Here is a 17,695-nt window from a genome sequence, read left to right as displayed (position 1 = left end):
CGTTTGCAGGAAGATGCTTCTGGTAAAGGCTTATCGTTCTATGATGTTTTTAAGATAAACATTCAAACTGTCTTGTTCGACTTTAATAAAAAAAAGCAGAGTGAATAATCACTCTACTTTCTGAAAACCATTTTAACAAACAACTTTTCATTAAATCTTGTAGCTAATAGATCGCTATCGGTCCATACGGACCATCGATAATTTCAATTTTTGTTTCAAAAATATCTGTTAAAATTTCGGGGTCCATCACTTCATCTACGGTTCCAAAAGCGGCGATTTGACCATCTTTCATGGCACATATTCGATCCGAATATTTGGCGGCAAAATTGATATCATGCATAACCGTCAGAATGGTTCTTCCAAATTCATTAGCGGCATATCTCAAATGCTCCATCATCCGAACAGAACGCGCAACATCCAGATTGTTCAAAGGCTCGTCCAAAAGTACATATTCCGTCTCCTGACACAAAACCATTGCGACATAAGCTCTTTGCCTCTGACCACCAGAAAGCTCATCTAAATATCTATTTTCCAGATCAGTTAAGTCTAGAAAATCAATATATTTAGAAATAATAGCTTCATCCACATCCGTTAATCTTCCCTTAGAATAAGGAAAACGTCCAAATCCGGCAAGTTGTCTGACGGTAAGCCTTGTAACAAAATGATTTTCTTGTCGTAAAACCGTTACAATCTTGGCCAGATCCCTTGATTTGGATGTGGAAACATCCATATTGGCAACCTTGATCTGACCTTCGTCCAAATCCAAAAGTCTTCCGATCATCAGAAGTGTCGTAGATTTCCCCGCACCGTTGGGTCCAATTAAAGAAGTAAGACCAGCTTTGGGTATATGAATATTCAAAGGGCCTATCTCTACCTCGGCTGCATAGGACTTTTTGACATTATTGATCTGTATCATAAAGAACCCTTCCTTAAAATCACAATTAAAAATGTTAGTCCGCCAACCAATTCTATAATGATGGAAACAACACCTTGGGCATTGAAAACATGATTCATAATAAAGTATGCACCGGTTAAGATCACAAAACCTATCGCAAGAGCCATTGGGAAAACATATCTGTGATCATAGGTTTGCGCGGCCTGATAACTCAAAATCGCAACTAAAAATCCATAGAATGTAAGTGGTCCAACCAAAGCCGTCGAAATGGCCATCAAAATGGAAACCAGGACCAGCGTATAAATCACACTACTTTGATGTTTAGTTCCCAAGGAAGTCGAGACATCCTTACCCAGCGACAATACATTTAACCTCTTGGCATTAGCAAGCAGCAGAATTGCTGCAATGATGACGATAGGAATCGCAATCGGGAAATAGGCAGAATCCGCATTATTCACGGAAGCAAACATTCTTGCCTGCAAAATATCAAACTCAGACGGTGCAAGAAGTCTTCTCATAAATGAAGATACGGATCTCAGCCCGGTCCCAATGATAATACCGACTAGAAGCAGAAGTTGTAAATTTCCGTATTTTCCGGAAAGCAGCCATCCATAAAGGATTAAACACATGATGACCATTGCAACAACTTGATATAAAAAGGAATCAACACCGCTAAAATTCACAAATACCGTAGCACCAAGGAAAAATATAGTACTCGTATGAATGGTTGAATATATAGCATCAAAACCTAAAAGAGACGGAGTTATAATTCTGTTATTCGTAATCGATTGAAAAGCAACCGTAGATAAACTTTGGCAAATTGCAGCAATCAGCATTGAAACCAGAGCAACTACCCTTCTTTTAACAACAGGTATGAAAGAAGGCGAAGACACCGGGACCGGATTGTTATAAATCAGTAGCCCAACTGATGCAAAAACGCCCAGAACAATTAATGTTATCAGCAAAATCCAATAACGCTTTTCTTCTTTCTTGGTACGGAAGGCTCTAGCTGATCTTTTTTTAGGACGACGGCTAGAATCGATTTCGATATTTAGTGGATTTCTACTTGCTAAGTCGCTCATCTTACCCTCCTTGTTGACCGCCTTTGTCTTAACAAAATGACAATAAATACGACGGCTCCCACTGTTCCAAGGATCATCGAGACAGGTATTTCAAAAGGCATGATGATGACACGAGACAGGATATCACACACAATGATGCTGCCCATCCCTAATAAGCACACCCATGGCAAATTGCTCCTGAGATCGTCACCCCTAAACATGGAAACGATATTGGGGACAATTAACCCCAGAAAAGGCAAGTTCCCAATGACAGCTGCAACGATTCCAACGGCCAGTGAAATAAGCGCAGTACCCAAAAGAATGATCCTGTCATAATTTACGCCAAGACTGGTAGCGACATCTTCCCCTAGTCCGGCTAGTGTCAGCCGATCAGCAAAAACAAATATAAGAATAGTCACCAATACAATAAGCCATAAATATTCATACCTGCCAATTTGCACAGATGAGAAGGAGCCTGCAAACCAGCTTTCGATATTTTGAGTCATTTGGAACACAAGCCCCACGAAAGTTGAAAATGCAGAAATGACTGCTCCAAGCATCATCCCAATTATGGGGACAACCAAAGAGGAACGGAGTTTAACTTTCTTTAGAAACATAAAAAAAATCATCGTTCCTATAAAAGAAAAAATGATTGCACCAGTCATTCTTAGCGTTAAGCTCGGAGCAGGAAAGACCAGATAAATAAACATGATCCCCAGACCTGACCATTCCATTGTTCCTGTTGTCGTAGGTTCCACCAAGCGATTCTGTGTAATAAGCTGCATGACCAGTCCTGCCATTGCCATGGCGGCACCGGTAAGCATTAATGCAATAGTTCTTGGGACACGAGTAATGAAGAACATCTCCATTCCATCCGCTTGTCCTCGTATGTCATAGACTCCAATAAGCAGTGATGTAATGCCTAAAATAATAGTGGCTATAATCGCAATGATAAAAGGTATGGTCCATAGCTTTTTCGGATTATGACGCTGGGGTTGAGAATTCTCAACCCCAGCTAATTTTGGTATTAAATTTTTCTGCACTGCAGCATACTCCTTTTTTACTGTTTAGCTAAAGCTTTCGTAAGGTTGTTAATCAACTCCAAGAACGTTTCGATGGATTCATTGGTGTACGTATCGTTTGGAGCATAAACGATTTGTTTTTGAGTAATAGCAGTGGTATTTTTCAGCGCAGGTGAGTTATCAATAACATCTTGAGCCGGAACGGCACCTTCTTCAGCAGATACGGCTGCATCCCGGTCCAGTACGAAAATCCAATCCGGATTGCTTTGGGCAATCGCTTCAACAGAAATATCATCACCTTGATGATCAGAAGAAGATTTGTCCACTTCTAGTGCCGGAACCCAGCCGAAAATGTCATACAATGGTCCCCACACACGTCCAGTAAGAGGAGCCGAAAAACCGATGTTTCCACCAGAAACGACAACACTCATAATTTTATCTTCACCATTATAAGCGGCCTTAGCTTCTTCAATAGCTTTATCAAAATCAGCAATCAGTTGGGCAGCTTCTTCTTGCTTCTGGAAAACTTTTCCCAAATTGGTTGTTGCATCTTTAAGTCCATTAACAAAGTTTTCTCCAGGTGATGCTGTTTCTTCAAGCTCAATATTAAGGTCGATCACTGCTGCATTAGGTACTAATTTTTTGATGTCTTCATAGTAGCTAGCAAACCGTTGACCAACAATGACAAGGTCAGGCTGTATTGATGCCAATAGTTCAAGGTTTGGTTCGCGGTGATTCCCAATATTTTGTACCGATTCATCCGCCACATATGGTGAATCCGCAGGCATTACATCCTTCGGCGCTGCTGCTAATTTGACGCCCCAAGTGGACAGAGTCTCAAATGTTCTGTTATCCAGAGCAACAACCTTCGTTGGATTTACAGGCACGGTTACCGTTCCATGAGCATCCGTAATTTCAACTGTTGTGGCTGTAGCTGTAGTAGCAGCATCGGAAGTTGTAGCCTCTGTATTAGCAGTATCCGTCGTAGCAGGTTCATTACTTGAACAAGCTGCCAATACCAAAGTTAAAGCTGCAACCATGATAAACATTAATTTTGAAGAATTAGACTTTCCCATTTAATTTATATCCCCCTAGATTTAGAAAATTTGGATTCCCACGCAGCGTACTGTGTTGGATAAACTCAGTATCATATACCTCCTCAGACGTAAATTTAGAGAATAAACTTAACCCCTTTTCACTGTAGTGCTGAGTAACAAAACAACAAATGATAGTGATTATCAATATCAATAGGTTATATTATAACAAGTTAGAAGGCATTTTCAACAACCTAATTGTTTTAATTCATGGCGAAATTATGAACCAAATATTCTATTGTATGTATTTATATGCATAAAAATCGACATTTCAATACAAAAAAAGAAGCATCACTGTGTGATACTTCTTTTGCGGTAAGAACACTTTATACATTTATATTTCTCATCGAAATGATCTGATTTTTCACCAACATTCTTATTTCATCGACTCAGATAATTCTGTGAAAATAACACCCAGCGCATACGCGCCAGCATCCGGGTAGCCCAGACTACGATCGCCGACGGCACCTGCACGTCCCATACGTGCCACGATGTCTTCCGTTTTCTTCGCACCTTCAACGGCTGCTGCTGCACCTTTGGCAAATGCTGTTTTGAAGTCATCGCCAGACTCCGCACTTTGTGTCCAGGAATCGGCACACGGAACGAGTGCATCGATCAAGGTTTTATCACCTACAACAGCACCACGTCCGAAGGAACGTTCTCCTGTAGACTGAATCCCTTGCACGGCTGCATGGATCATCTCAGCAAATTCAGCGACGTTTAATTGCTGTTTATCCCCTACAGCTTTGCCAGCCGCACGGAATGCCGAACCCCAGATTGGGCCGGATGCGCCGCCACAATATTCCATGATGACCAAGGAACATGCATCGAGGAATGATCCGATGTCTTTTTTATCTTCGTTAATGATGTGATTCCATTCGCGTTTCAACTGGCGGAAGCCTTTTGCCACACTCATACCGAAATCGCCATCACCAGCATGGGAATCCAATTCACAGAATGGTACTTCATTCTTGATGATGATCTCGCCCATTTTATCGATCAGATAGACGACATTGTCCAGTGAAAATTGATTGCCTTTGATGACCGCAGCTGATGCATCCGTCTCCACTTCGTAAGATACAGGAGCGTCTTCACCCACAACAGCTTCCAGCGCTTCGGAATACGCCACTTGTGCTGCTGGAGGGCCGGATACTTTAAATGCAGGTGTATCACTTTCCTTGAACAACAGCGTTTTTAGTTCCTCATCCAGTTTCAGGATCGTAACCGATGCCCCCGCCATATCGATACTTGTCATGTAGTTGCCTACAAACGTAGTAGCGACCTTCAGACCTGCATGTCCAGCAAGCTCACGCTGAACGGAATTGTTGAGCAGATACAGTTCTTGCAGTGGCGTTGCACCAAAACCATTCACGAGCACCGCAATCTCAGCGGATGCATCCTTATCCAGCTTCATGTCTGCGAGCAATGCTTCGACCATACGTCCTGCCAATTCATCAGCCGATACGATTTTCTCCCGGCGAATCCCTGGCTCACCATGAATCCCTACGCCGAATTCCATCTCATCTTCAGCAATTTCGAATGTAGGCGTGCCTTTGGCGGGCACCGTACAGGATGTGAATCCAAAACCAATACTGCGCACGTTCTGAGCTGCCTTCTCAGCAACGGATTTCACATCAGCCAGACTGCGGCCTTCTTCGGCTGCTGCTCCGGCGATCTTGTGAACCAGTACAGTTCCGGCAACGCCGCGACGTCCAACGGTATACAAACTGTCTTGCACAGCGATGTCATCCTCTACGCGCACATATTGTACGTCGATGCCATCCTCTTCTGCCAGATGCGCTGCATTCTTGAAGTTCATCATGTCGCCGCTGTAGTTCTTGATGATCAAGAGTGTGCCCTTGTTGCTGGCTGTTGCCTTGATCGCTTGATACACCTGGATTTGGGAAGGAGATGCGAATACATCCCCACATACCGCTGCATCCAGCATGCCTTTCCCCACATAACCAGCGTGAGCCGGTTCATGTCCACTGCCGCCGCCACTGATCAGGCTGACTTTATCCGCCTGGATCTCTCTGCGTTTGATGACTTTATATTTTTTCAGAAATTCAAGCTCCGGGTGGGCAAGCGCAATCCCGTTGCACATTTCCATAACAACATGTTCGGCCTGGTTAATAATTTTCTTCATTATTTTACCTCCCTGTGAGCTGCTTTGTACTCACGGCCCATGCGATCAGCCGCTGCAATGGCAGCAGCCACTTCAGGAACGGTGATTGGGAATGGCATCGCGTGAATGGATTCTTCTGGAATACAAGCGATCTCTGCCACTTTCAACAACTCTTCCTGACTAATCGTATCTACACCGATATCCGCCAAGCTGATCGGCAGTCCCACTTCGAGACAGAAGTCCATGACTTCATGGAGCTCTTCGGTTGGTGCATTTTCAAGGACGAGCTGTGCGATTGTACCGAAGGATACTTTTTCACCGTGGAAGAAATGATGTGTGCCTTCCAGAACAGTCAAACCGTTGTGAATTGCATGTGCTGCGGCCAGTCCGCCACTTTCGAATCCAAGACCTGACAGCAGAATGTTTGTCTCAACGATGTTTTCCAAGGCTTGTGTCACAACGTTGCTGTCACTCGCTACTTTCGCTTTTGCACCATCAGTCAGCAGCATTTCATAACACAATTTTGCCAATGCAAGTGCCGCATTCGTACCTACTGCAGATGGGGTATATCCTTCGCGGGAACCCATTGGCAGACTTGCGTTTACACGGGAATAAGATTTCGCTGTTGCTCTTGCTTCGAAGTATGTAGAGAGCGCATCTCCCATACCGGATACGAGGAAACGTGTTGGTGCATTAGCAATTACCGTTGTATCAACGAGTACCACACTTGGGCTTTGTTTGAAGTAAGCATAGTCATCGAAAGAACCATCCGGTGTGTACAATACAGCGGAGTGACTTGTCGGTGCGTCTGTTGCCGCAATCGTTGGGCAGATGATCAGTGCTTCGCCTTCTGCTACACATTTGGCCGCATCAATGGCTTTACCACCACCAAGACCGATGGTAGAGTCACATCCTTTTTCCTTCGCGATCGCTTGCAGACGAGCAACTTCCTCACGGGAACATTCCCCTTTAAAACCGCTTTCAACAAACGTAATATTAAATTTCTCGGCTGTTGCATCCAGCTTTGCTTTGACACGCTGTACATCATCCGGATGTGCAATAAGCAAGGCAGATTCTCCAAAAGATTTAACAAAGTACCCCAGGTTCAACAACTCGTCTTCGCCTTGTACATATTTGGTTGGGCTGATAAATGCTTTTCTCATAATATTATATGCCTCCTATTGATATGAATTGGTTTAGTGATTACATCAAATTTTAATTTCTTACAATTGACCTTAATATAACGCATGAGCAACAGGTTTACAGTGGACTTTGATAACAAATTATTATAATTTACAATCGTAATTTTTTGCTTTTTGGCAAAATCATGGTATCTTATTGTCATGAGATGGTTGAATTTTGACCTCCCATTATACATTACCCGTCATCATTACATCTTAATATGTACAACTTGCTAACTTTTAACGGCCTAAATTATGAATCTGGTTAGCCTATGGAGGTTGCACCAATGATCAAAGAATATCTGCATATCAATAAAATTCTGGACCTTAATAAATGGAAGCGTCTACAAGATTCTCTCGCAACAGTAACCAAACTGGCGATCCTCACCGTTGATTATAAAGGCATTCCCGTAACCAGTCACAGCAGCTGTCAGGCTTTCTGCCAGAATGTCCGTAAAGACCCGGAGCTTCTCCCCTACTGTCAAAAATGTGATTCACGCGGTGGTCTGGAAGCCGTTCGATTGAATGAACCTTATGTGTATTTATGCCATTTCAATATTATAGATATCGCGATTCCGATCACGATTGATGGCAAATATATCGGCGCCGTCATGGCAGGACAAGTGAAACTCGCCGATCCGGAAAAGGGTAGCGACTTGGAGCAAATTGTCACGTCCAAAAACGTACCCATGCATGCAGCCAAGCTGGAGGAATTAAAGGATGATTACGCCCAGCTACCTGTGATGACCTATGAAGAGATTGTGAAAATCTCCAACATGTTATCCCTGCTCTGCAACTACATTGTGGAAGAAGCACTAAACAAAAATCTGTTAGTTGAAATGTTCGAGAAAGCTTCAGGCAATCAGGAGACTCTAAACCTCTCCACCATTCTGCCGGGTTACTCCATTCGTAATATCGAGTCGATCAAAAAAGAGATGACTAATGCGATAGCGGATGCTTATCTCAAAAATAGCCCAAGTGACACGGAAAGCTCCAGTCCGGTGCTCCAGCCTGCTTTTGAATACATTCACAGTCACAAAAGTGAACAAGTTTCACTCAAACAAATGGCCGATCTATGCCACCTGAGTCCGAGTTATTTCAGCAGACTGTTTGCCAAGGAAACGGGTGAAAACTTCACAACCTACCTGGCTAAACTCAAAATTAAGTGGGCCAAACAATTGCTGGAGGTCACCGACATGCCTGTCTCACAGATCAGTGATGAGCTGGGATTTAATGAATCGGGATATTTTATCAAAATATTCAAAAAGTTCGAGGAAATTACGCCTGCTCTCTATCGCAAATACCTCCAGGAGAAAATGTAGATTCACTGATACTTTTTTCGTATCAAAGATGAGGTTAAAAGATATTTCACCTATTAATCTGCCATTGTTACAATGGAGTCCAGATGACTTAGGGAGGCGACATGAATGGAATATCGCAAATTAGGAAACAGTGGATTAACCGTCAGTGAGATTTCACTGGGCAACTGGATTACGCATGGAGCGCAAGTCGAGGATGGAATAGCAGAAGCTTGTGTGCGAACCGCATTGGATGCAGGTATTACCACATTTGATACCGCAGACGTATACTCAAATACCAAGGCTGAATCCGTGTTAGGACAGGCTCTTAAGGATATACGAAGAGAAAGTATTGAACTATGCACCAAAGTCTGTCACCCAACCGGCACAGGTCATAATGACCGCGGACTTTCACGTAAACACATCATGGAAGCCTGCAATGGTTCATTACGGCGGCTACAGACGGATTATATCGATGTCTATTACGCTCACCGTTATGATTACAACACTCCGCTGGAAGAGACGTTTCTGGCATTCTCCGATTTGGTGCGTCAGGGCAAAGTCCATTACATTGGCGTAAGTGAATGGAACGCAGATCAGATTGCAAGAGGAGCCGCTTTGGCGCGGGAACTTCATGTCCCCTTCATTGCAAGTCAGCCGCAATATTCGATGTTGTGGCGTGTGATTGAGCAAGAAGTCGTACCTGCAAGCGATCAAGCAGGGCTGGGACAGATCACATGGTCTCCTCTTGCTCAGGGTATACTATCAGGCAAATATGCGCCTAACGCAGCATTGCCCACCGGATCACGTGCAGCTGCTGAGGCAGGAGCACCCTTTTTCAATAAACTGGCTGGTCAGTGGTTACGTGAAGATGTTCTTACCGCTGTGCAACAACTTGTTCCACTCGCTAAAGAGATTGGTCTAACTCTCCCCCAACTCGCTGTGGCGTGGGTTCTTCAGCATACGTATGTCAGTTCCGTCATTATCGGTGCATCCCGGCCAGAGCAGGTACTTGAAAATGTAAAAGCTTCTGGTGTGAAACTGGACCCTGCGATCATGACTCGTATTGATGAAATATTGAATCCATGGATTGAGCGTGATCCAGCCAAGACGGGTTAAACACATTCATCAACAAAGTTCATAAAACGTGATACCACTTCCTGATTCATATCCGTCCGCCATGCCGTGTACAACGGTACGGAGGGCGGATTTTCTTCTAATGGGAGAAAGACTACACCCTTACGCTGGAACACATCCACCGAGGACGGAACAATGGAAATGCCCATGCCCGCCGCAACGAGATTCACAATCGTATACATCTGGATCGCTTCCTGTGTAATTCGAGGGTCTACGCCATGCTCCCTGCAATAATCCAGAACGAGACGATGGAACGGAGAACCCAGATGCCTTGGGAATAAAATAAAATCTTCATCCGCCAGTTCTCGAATTGAAACTTGAGTCTGAGAAGCCAACGGGTGATGATCTGGCAATACGGCAATCAACGTTTCCATCTGACAGGGGCGGAACGAAACATGACGAGTATCTTCCTGATATCTCAAAAATCCAATATGGATTTGTCCGTCTTCCAGTGCCTGCAATTGTTGGGACGAAGTCATCTCACGCAGCGTCAATTCAATCTGCGGATATGCAGCGCGAAATTTCCTAAGAACATCCACCATAATGCTCCCCGAAGCCGAATCCACAAAGGCTATGGTTATATGCCCGATGATGCCCTGATCTGCTTTTTGCGTAAGCTGAATGGATCGTTCGAGCTGGGCCATGATTAGCCTGGCCTGTTCCAGAAATACCGCACCTGCCGGGGTGAGACGAACCATTTTTCTGGTGCGCTCCAACAGCTTCACGCCAAGCTCATCCTCTAAATTCTGAATCTGCTGGCTCAGCGGTGGTTGCGTCATATTTAATTTTTCCGCTGCACGGTGGAAATGAAGTTCTTCTGCCACCGTGATAAAGTATCTTAACTTCCGAATATCCATAAGCCGATTGCGCATCCTTCCGTCTACCTTGTTAATTCATCTGTTCCTGAACCCAGATTGCCGACTCAGCCAGCATAGTCATCAATTCATTAAAGTCCACAGCAATTTCCCGCAGAGGAGTTTCCCCTGCATCGTGGATCAACATCAGCACCTTGCCTGAATTTTGATCCAGTATAGCCGTACTTCCTTCACCAAATCCACCAATCGGGAAAGGTTGGAGGTCAGCTGGCAGCTCGTATTCTTTCTCATATTCACGGTATACTTCCAAAAAATCCGGATATGCCCAGCTTAGTTCTTTCACCGAATACAAGGCAGGGTCGCCGAAATTACATGCACCGAACTCAAGTAAAAGTGCGCGATACGCTGCGGGCAGTTTTACATTATGCTTTTGCTCAAAATCCTCAATGCTCTGTTGTTTCTCAGGAGTACATCCATCTCCCATTGTTGTATCGTAGGCCTTCACCAAAAGATCACGAATCGGTTCCAATTCTATCGACGTCACTTGAACTCCCCCTTAAGGTACTTTTCTCCACTGATAAGCCGTTGTGAATTCAATAGTTCTCCTTGAAGCGCAACACCTTACCCAAACAAGAGTCGAGCATTAAAATCAACTTCTTATCTCACCTGTTTACGCAACTCTTGATCCAACCATTCCAGTGCTGCACGCAGCTTATCCTGGGGAATTTTCTCATAACGATCACCCGTAGACAATTCAAAGGCACAGCTGTTCCCACTTGTCTTGTTCAGATATGAAGTCATTCCTATCCCATACTGCTGAGCCATTTGCACAAGAATGGGTTCAACTTCCGCAGCAGCGAGCGCAAAGTTCACATGGAACATATTCGATACAGGTACCTCGGGTAAGGTATGTATCCCGTGACACACATTCAATAGGGAGGCGAGTTCTTGAGCCTGCTCGTAATACAACTCCATTTTGCCAATCCGTTCATTAAAATAATACTGGGAACTCAGAATATACGGATACAGGCCGATCAGATCTCCGCCGTGCCGACGTTTCCATACTTTTGATTCTTGCATCACATCCGGATCACCCGCCAATATAGCCCCCGCAATACCTCCAATGCCTTTATAAAAGGAAACATACACCGTATCAAACAGACTGCAAATCTCCGCAGGCGTTTTCTCATAATACGGAGTAATCTCAAACAGGCGTGCCCCGTCCAGATGCAGCTTAATCCCGCGTTCACGGCAATAGGCCGAGATCGCTTCCAACTCTTCATACGCTGGCAATTGCCCACCAATCTCACGTTGCGGAAGTTCCAACAGCAGACAGGCAATGTCCTGATCAAGCGCTTGTACATCTTCCAAACAAATCAAGCGATCCTTGTCCGCAAGTAAAATTGATTCAATCTGATGCAACTCTTTCAGTCCGTCTTCCTCATGGATTTCCAGATGACACAGAGGGTGATAAGCTACTCGTTTTACACCTTTGCGGTCACACCAGATTCGTAATGCTATCTGCTGCGCCATCGTTCCACTTGGAAAAAATACCGCCGATTCCTTGCCAAGAACGTCAGCCATCTGTTCCTGAAATTCTTCAATGAGGGGGCCGTTCCCGTAGTGGTCACTGAACAACTCCCCATCGATCTGGTCCAGTACATTCTGAAGTACCTTCACTTGGCGACTGCCATGACCACCTACAATAAAGTCTGCCTGATTAAATGCATCACCCAACGTTAACGCAGTTTCTTTCAAGATCACTCACTCCTTTATAGTGCATGTTCATAAACGGACTTTTGAACAACCTCTTATAGGTCTGGTTCTGTAATAATCTCAACCAAAGCGCTGAGTGCACTAGATATATGTTCACCACGGGAATACACAAATCCTACTTCCAACCGACAATAGGGATCAGGCAAAGACATCACCGCGATCTCACCTCTTAATTCTGCTTTGGTAACCGAAGAGCGTGGCAGCAATGATACGCCGAGCCCGGCAGATACACCATTCAGAATCGTGTCCAGTGTTCCATATTCCATGATGTTAAGCGTGTGGATACCCTGATCGTTCAAAAAGGATTCCGCCTGAGTGCGATGAGTGCATCCGATCTCAAAAAACAACATCGGCCTAGACAATAACGTGTACATCTCATGTACTCCAGATTCAGCGATCAACACCAATTCCTCGTCATACATCTTCATATAATTCAGCTCAGGATGATCAATTGGGCCATATATTAAGGCTCCATGCAATTCATGTTGGATGACCTTCTGGTTCAGTTCATGGGTCCCACCCGTGACAAGCGAATGTTGTACTTCCGGGTAGCATGAAGTATATTCAGCCAGGAGCGGCGTCAGAAAAGTAGAAGCTGCTGTCTCTATGGCACCCAGACGAAGCATGCCCGCTGGTGGGTTACCCACTTGCGTGGCCTGCTCTGCTTCATATAATAATTCCAATATTCTATCCGCATACCCAAGCAGGTTCTCTCCTGCTGATGTAAGCGACATCCCCCGATTGGAACGATGAAATAGCGGTACTTGCAGTTGGTTCTCCAACTGTTTAATCCGTGCTGTTACATTGGACTGCACATAATTAAGTGAGAGCGCAGCTTTACTGATACTACCTTCGCGGGCAACCGCCTGAAATATTTTCAAATCACCTGCATCCATACCCTGATCACCTGCTCGTCGTTATATCAGCATTCTGCATCATCCGATTCATGCAAAGTGCTTATCTATTATTTTTAATGATACTGACAATCATTTTTGTTCATTTTACGTGAATCTGCTCCGTCTGTACAATGAGGCTCAGTAGTGAAATCTAGCTACACAGACAGGAGGAATATTGAACATGAAAGCTATTGTCCATTCGGCCCAGAGCGGCCTTGCAGGTCTTCAATATACAGAGTCAATCTCTCGGGCACCAGAAGCCCGGGAAGTGCAGATTCAATTAAAATCCGCTGGAATCAACCATCGGGATCTATTCATCATGGCAGGACGAGGAACCCAGGACACCCCGCTCGTTCCCGGTTCCGATGGAGCAGGTATTGTCGTAGCGATTGGCGAAAGCGTAAGAGGGTTCGCGATAGGAGATGAAGTCATTATCCATCCTACACTCGGTTGGGAACATGCATCTGAAGTGCCGACCGTACCCGATATTGTTGGTGGCCCTACGGATGGAACACTGGCTCAATATATAACGTTGCCTGCTGAAAATGCCCTGCCTAAGCCAGCCCACCTATCCTGGGAGGAAGCAGGCGTATTGCCCCTTTCAGCGCTGACGGCCTATCGCGCCTTATTCACTCGCGGTGTATTGAAGAAAGGTGAACATGTGCTCATTCCCGGTATTGGCGGTGGTGTTGCAACCTATGCCCTGCTCATGGCAGTAGCGGCTGGTGCCACGGTGACCGTCACCTCCAGAAGTGAAGCCAAAAGAAATGAGGCACTGCGCTTGGGTGCTACCCATGCATTGGATAGTCATGCCGATTGGAGTACGCAGAACGATCTGGAACCTGTGGACATCATCTTGGATAGCATCGGACAAGCCATGTTCCCAAAATATTTTGATATAATCAGACCAGGTGGACGTATCGTGATGTATGGTGCAAGTTCGGGGGATGATCTGACCCTACCCATTCGCTCTATCTTCTTCCCGCAGATCAGTCTGATCGGCACCTCTATGGGCAGCCGTGAGGAGTTTATCCAGATGCTGCAATGGATGGAGCAACATGACATACACCCTGTAATTGATGGCGTATATCCGTTACAGGACGCAGCGAAAGCGTTCGAACGTATGGAAAAAGGCGAGCAATTTGGTAATCTGGCTATCCTTATGGAGTGATATCTATTTTAAGATGGGCCTTCATGAATTGTTGAAACTTGATTTAGATAATGGGGTGAATCCATCTGACCCGTCTCGCTAAACGTATACTAATTGTCCTTATTGCTATTATCATTGTGGCCCAAATTCCTATGTTAAAAGAAACCTTAGCCCGAGGAGTTACTACGTTATATGTGAAGATAAAGTATCCCGAACATTCCTTTCAATTCCAAGACTTCATCTACGAGTCTCATTTCGGAAACTATATCATTTCTTATACTGATCAAGACGAACAACGCATTAGTCTGATGCTTGAGCCCAATTTTTTTCCGGCGCTCATTACGTATGATCCATTGAATCAGCCCATGAAAGACTAGTTTGTTCACGCTATGAATCATTCAGGAGGTATCGATATGGACAATCCATTACATTTGGTCGAATTGGTTCGCAAACTGATGGACTCTGAAGGAACGGAAGCCGAGTTGGATGACATGTTGACGGAGCTACAGCAGCAGGTTCCACATGCAGAGATCAGTAATCTGATTTTCTGGGATGATGGAGACCTGAAACCTGAACAGATTGTGGAAGAAGCCTTGGCTGCCCGTCCCATCCTGCTTCCGCCCAAGCCATAATATAACTCTGGAGGTGAACGGTAGGATATGTCTGACATGTCTGATATGAATCAATCATAATAACAACAATGAACACCCTGATTTTAACGAAATCAGTGGTGAAGAAAACATATTAGTCAGAGGAGCGGCCTTTGCTATTCTTGTTGCACATCAACAAGTTAGTGGTGCAGCATCTGCGTTAGAAGCGCTTCAATCCGACCCTGATTTTGGCTCTTCTGCAATGCGGGTACTGCATTCGAAACAAGGAAGTAATAATCAATAAACCAAGTTTACCCTCCCCAATTTCCATAATTTCGTTATAATGGTAAGCAAGACACCATGCTATTGGAGGAGAATTATGGAAACGGAAGCTTTACGCAACGTGGAACAACTAGCTCTGAAGAAACACAAGATTTACAAACAAAGTTTAATCAGGTACCTTGCACGCTCCATGCTGGCCAGTATGTTTATCGGATTCGGCGTCATCGTGGCGTTTAAGACAGGTAACTTCTTTTATATGGAGCAGTCCCCGTTTACCTATCCGATGGCGGCAATTACGTTTGGCGCGGCCATCATTCTGATCGCCTATGGCGGGGGTGACCTGTTCACGGGCAATACGTTTTATTACACGTATGCGGCGCTGCGCAAGAAACTGCGCTGGTTCGAAGTGATCAAACTGTGGATTGCGAGTTATAGCGGTAACCTGATGGGTGCAGCCGTGTTTGCCTTGTTAATCTACCTGACCGGATTGTTCGATTCGTCTCAGGTGAATGGTTTTCTATTAAGCGTGGTAGAACACAAGATGGAAGTTCCAACCATGCAGCTCTTTTTCCGGGGAATCCTGTGTAACTGGCTTGTGTGTATGGCGTTCTTTGTTCCGATGTTCATGAAGGAGAATGGAGCCAAAATGTTTGCCATGATGCTCTTTGTGTTCTGCTTCTTCATCTCGGGATACGAGCACAGCATCGCCAATATGTGTACGTTCGCGATTGCACTCGTGCTGAACCATCCGGGGACGATCTCAATTGAAGGTGTGATCCACAACCTGGTTCCCGTGACTTTGGGTAATCTCGTGGGCGGTGTGTTGCTGATGGGCTTCATGTATTATGCGGTGAACAAACCGTTTCTGGATGAAGAGACGCATTAATCTCTGGCAAAAAAAGACTCCCTTCCGGCCCTGTCCTTCGACCTTGGCTAATCGGTAAGGAAAAACCAAAACACCCCGGCAACCTTCCCATCTCAGGGAAAAGGTTGCCGGGGTGTTTCTCTATAGGCAGGCTCACGGATAAGCCGCCTACCCTCCACACGCATAGCCATGTGATACACAACCACATGGCTCCATGCGGTGGGTCAGCAAGCAGGCCGCAATCAGGTAGCCCTGTGTTGCCCGCTTGCCAACCCCATCCGTGGCTTAGAAGTACTCCCGCCACGGAGTATATTCAATATCGTTGTCGCCGCGCGTGACCACGATCATATTCTCTATTTTGCCCGTATCCTTATTGGTACGGTAGATCATCGTACGTGTCTCGCCTTCTTCCGGCACAGAGAACAGGAACTTGTCCGCAACGAAGGAAGAACCAAGTCCAGTGGCATGTTCTGTAAAGGCAGAGCCCGTCTTGCTTGTGAGCAGCAGACCAATCCCGTAGGCTGTAGCCGTTTGTGCTGCTTTGCCAAAGAGATGCTCGCCTTGACTGGTCGTGTGCGTTTGCTCCGAATACCTATATTTTTCCGTATCCTTGCTATAGTCCACCACATTGCCCTGTTTATCCAGACTGATGGTGGTCGTTTCGCCCTTGTCGCTTTTCACCTGATACGTACCTACGATGGAATCCTCGGTTATTTTTACCGTCTTGCCAGTATTGGGGTCAGTCTGATAGATTACATCTTCATACTGAAGCCGAATGATGTTCATACTGGCCTGAATCTGCTGCGCCAGTTCTTCGTCACCCATCTCTTTGGCTTTCTTCAGCATTTCCTCATAGTTCTGGTATTTCTCGGCATCCTTCTCATCCCATTCATCCATGTTCTTTGGTGGACCTGGCGTTTTGTCCAGATCATCGCCTTTATTTTTGCCCATGGTTGATAGCGCCCGCGCTGCGGTCAGCGCCGTCATGATTGCCTGGCTCACCGCCTCTTCATCTGTCGTGCGGAAACGCTCGGCAATCTTCTTAAGCTCCGACTGAATGGACAGAACCAGTTCCAGAACAGATTTCATCGTGCCTTGAGCCGTTGAATAATCGTTATAAAAACGCTCACGCTCCATGCCATCCCAGTTGCTGCGCATGACACTCATCTTACCGTCCAATGTGGACATGAAGCCCGATAATTGCTGATGTGCCTGAGCGAACTGCCCACTGACCGTCTCCAGTTGTTCCGGTGTCACCTTGATCTGTGTCATCCTGCACACTCCTCATCCTGGTCATTATATCCCGTGGTTAACCAATGTGTTGCCCGAACAGCACTCTCCCAGATCTCGACCAACTTGTCATGATCCTGTTCCCGATATTCAACGACTAACATGTCCGACGTATGCTCCTTCTCTATTAAAAGTAAAAGGTTATGTAAAAGCCCGATCCTGGGATCGGACTTGTTTAATACATCAAATTTGAAATAACTCTACGTTTATTTTATCAT

17 protein-coding genes are annotated in these 17,695 nt (G+C 45.3%); 5 read left to right on the top strand and 12 right to left on the bottom strand.

The window, feature by feature from the left end:
- Positions 1-163 precede the first annotated feature (163 nt).
- The 6 genes from MHI55_RS05195 to MHI55_RS05170 all read right to left on the bottom strand — a co-directional run bounded on the left by MHI55_RS05195 (position 164) and on the right by MHI55_RS05170 (position 7,360).
- Positions 164-916, bottom strand: a complete 753-nt coding sequence (locus MHI55_RS05195; protein WP_340389167.1) for an ATP-binding cassette domain-containing protein — start codon at positions 914-916, stop codon at positions 164-166.
- On the bottom strand, positions 913-1,977 hold the full coding sequence (locus MHI55_RS05190; protein WP_340389166.1) for an iron chelate uptake ABC transporter family permease subunit: 1,065 nt from the start codon (positions 1,975-1,977) through the stop codon (positions 913-915). Before MHI55_RS05190 ends, MHI55_RS05195 begins: the two co-directional genes overlap by 4 nt.
- A complete protein-coding gene (locus MHI55_RS05185; RefSeq protein WP_340389165.1) occupies positions 1,974-2,999 on the bottom strand; it encodes an iron chelate uptake ABC transporter family permease subunit in 1,026 nt (341 codons plus the stop codon). The genes MHI55_RS05190 and MHI55_RS05185 overlap by 4 nt, the downstream gene beginning before the upstream one ends.
- Positions 3,000-3,016: 17 nt before the next feature.
- A complete protein-coding gene (locus MHI55_RS05180) occupies positions 3,017-4,054 on the bottom strand; it encodes a siderophore ABC transporter substrate-binding protein (protein WP_340389162.1) in 1,038 nt (345 codons plus the stop codon).
- A 394-nt stretch (positions 4,055-4,448) separates the two neighbouring features.
- Positions 4,449-6,218, bottom strand: a complete 1,770-nt coding sequence (dhaK, locus tag MHI55_RS05175) for a dihydroxyacetone kinase subunit DhaK (protein WP_340389160.1) — start codon at positions 6,216-6,218, stop codon at positions 4,449-4,451.
- Positions 6,218-7,360: a glycerol dehydrogenase gene (locus MHI55_RS05170; protein WP_340389158.1), complete on the bottom strand. Its 1,143-nt coding sequence runs from the start codon at positions 7,358-7,360 to the stop codon at positions 6,218-6,220. Before MHI55_RS05170 ends, dhaK begins: the two co-directional genes overlap by 1 nt.
- A 305-nt stretch (positions 7,361-7,665) precedes the next feature.
- Between MHI55_RS05170 and MHI55_RS05165 the strand changes: the two genes are divergently transcribed.
- Positions 7,666-8,700: a PocR ligand-binding domain-containing protein gene (locus tag MHI55_RS05165; protein WP_036606178.1), complete on the top strand. Its 1,035-nt coding sequence runs from the start codon at positions 7,666-7,668 to the stop codon at positions 8,698-8,700.
- 105 nt (positions 8,701-8,805) lie between these two features.
- On the top strand, positions 8,806-9,795 hold the full coding sequence (locus MHI55_RS05160; protein ID WP_253505796.1) for an aldo/keto reductase family protein: 990 nt from the start codon (positions 8,806-8,808) through the stop codon (positions 9,793-9,795).
- Here MHI55_RS05160 and MHI55_RS05155 read toward each other — a convergent pair.
- The 4 genes from MHI55_RS05155 to MHI55_RS05140 all read right to left on the bottom strand — a co-directional run bounded on the left by MHI55_RS05155 (position 9,792) and on the right by MHI55_RS05140 (position 13,300).
- On the bottom strand, positions 9,792-10,685 hold the full coding sequence (locus MHI55_RS05155; RefSeq protein WP_340389155.1) for a LysR family transcriptional regulator: 894 nt from the start codon (positions 10,683-10,685) through the stop codon (positions 9,792-9,794). The two genes, MHI55_RS05160 and MHI55_RS05155, sit on opposite strands and share 4 nt — an antisense overlap.
- 16 nt (positions 10,686-10,701) lie before the next feature.
- Positions 10,702-11,172: an SMI1/KNR4 family protein gene (locus MHI55_RS05150; protein ID WP_340389153.1), complete on the bottom strand. Its 471-nt coding sequence runs from the start codon at positions 11,170-11,172 to the stop codon at positions 10,702-10,704.
- A 113-nt stretch (positions 11,173-11,285) separates the two neighbouring features.
- Positions 11,286-12,386 (bottom strand): beta-eliminating lyase-related protein, encoded by a 1,101-nt coding sequence (locus MHI55_RS05145; protein WP_340389151.1) that lies wholly within the window; start codon positions 12,384-12,386, stop codon positions 11,286-11,288.
- A gap of 53 nt (positions 12,387-12,439) precedes the next feature.
- Entirely contained in the window at positions 12,440-13,300 is an 861-nt protein-coding gene (locus MHI55_RS05140; RefSeq protein WP_127550483.1) for a LysR family transcriptional regulator, read from the bottom strand.
- A gap of 181 nt (positions 13,301-13,481) precedes the next feature.
- Here MHI55_RS05140 and MHI55_RS05135 point away from each other — a divergent pair, with 181 nt between their 5' ends.
- From MHI55_RS05135 to MHI55_RS05125, 3 genes are all read left to right on the top strand, one after another.
- The gene (locus tag MHI55_RS05135; protein WP_340389149.1) at positions 13,482-14,471 is read left to right on the top strand and encodes a zinc-binding dehydrogenase; all 990 of its coding nucleotides are present in this window, start codon (positions 13,482-13,484) and stop codon (positions 14,469-14,471) included.
- 392 nt (positions 14,472-14,863) lie between these two features.
- On the top strand, positions 14,864-15,082 hold the full coding sequence (locus tag MHI55_RS05130; protein ID WP_340389147.1) for a hypothetical protein: 219 nt from the start codon (positions 14,864-14,866) through the stop codon (positions 15,080-15,082).
- 337 nt (positions 15,083-15,419) lie between these two features.
- Complete coding sequence (locus tag MHI55_RS05125) at positions 15,420-16,208, top strand: formate/nitrite transporter family protein (protein WP_036606169.1); 789 nt, start codon at positions 15,420-15,422, stop codon at positions 16,206-16,208.
- 264 nt (positions 16,209-16,472) lie between these two features.
- Here the strand turns inward: MHI55_RS05125 and MHI55_RS05120 are convergent, their stop codons facing one another.
- The gene (locus MHI55_RS05120) at positions 16,473-17,459 is read right to left on the bottom strand and encodes a WXG100 family type VII secretion target (RefSeq protein ID WP_036606168.1); all 987 of its coding nucleotides are present in this window, start codon (positions 17,457-17,459) and stop codon (positions 16,473-16,475) included.
- Positions 17,456-17,581 carry a hypothetical protein gene (locus MHI55_RS05115; protein ID WP_340389145.1) on the bottom strand — a complete coding sequence of 42 codons (126 nt, stop codon included), beginning with the start codon at positions 17,579-17,581 and terminating at the stop codon, positions 17,456-17,458. Before MHI55_RS05115 ends, MHI55_RS05120 begins: the two co-directional genes overlap by 4 nt.
- Positions 17,582-17,695: the final 114 nt, after the last annotated feature.

The organism is Paenibacillus sp. FSL E2-0151 (assembly GCF_037993015.1).
In the GTDB taxonomy this organism is placed as follows: Bacteria; Bacillota; Bacilli; order Paenibacillales; family Paenibacillaceae; genus Paenibacillus; species Paenibacillus amylolyticus.
The sequence above is the reverse complement of the archived record's forward strand: the minus strand, read 5'-3'. Positions and strand labels throughout refer to the sequence as shown.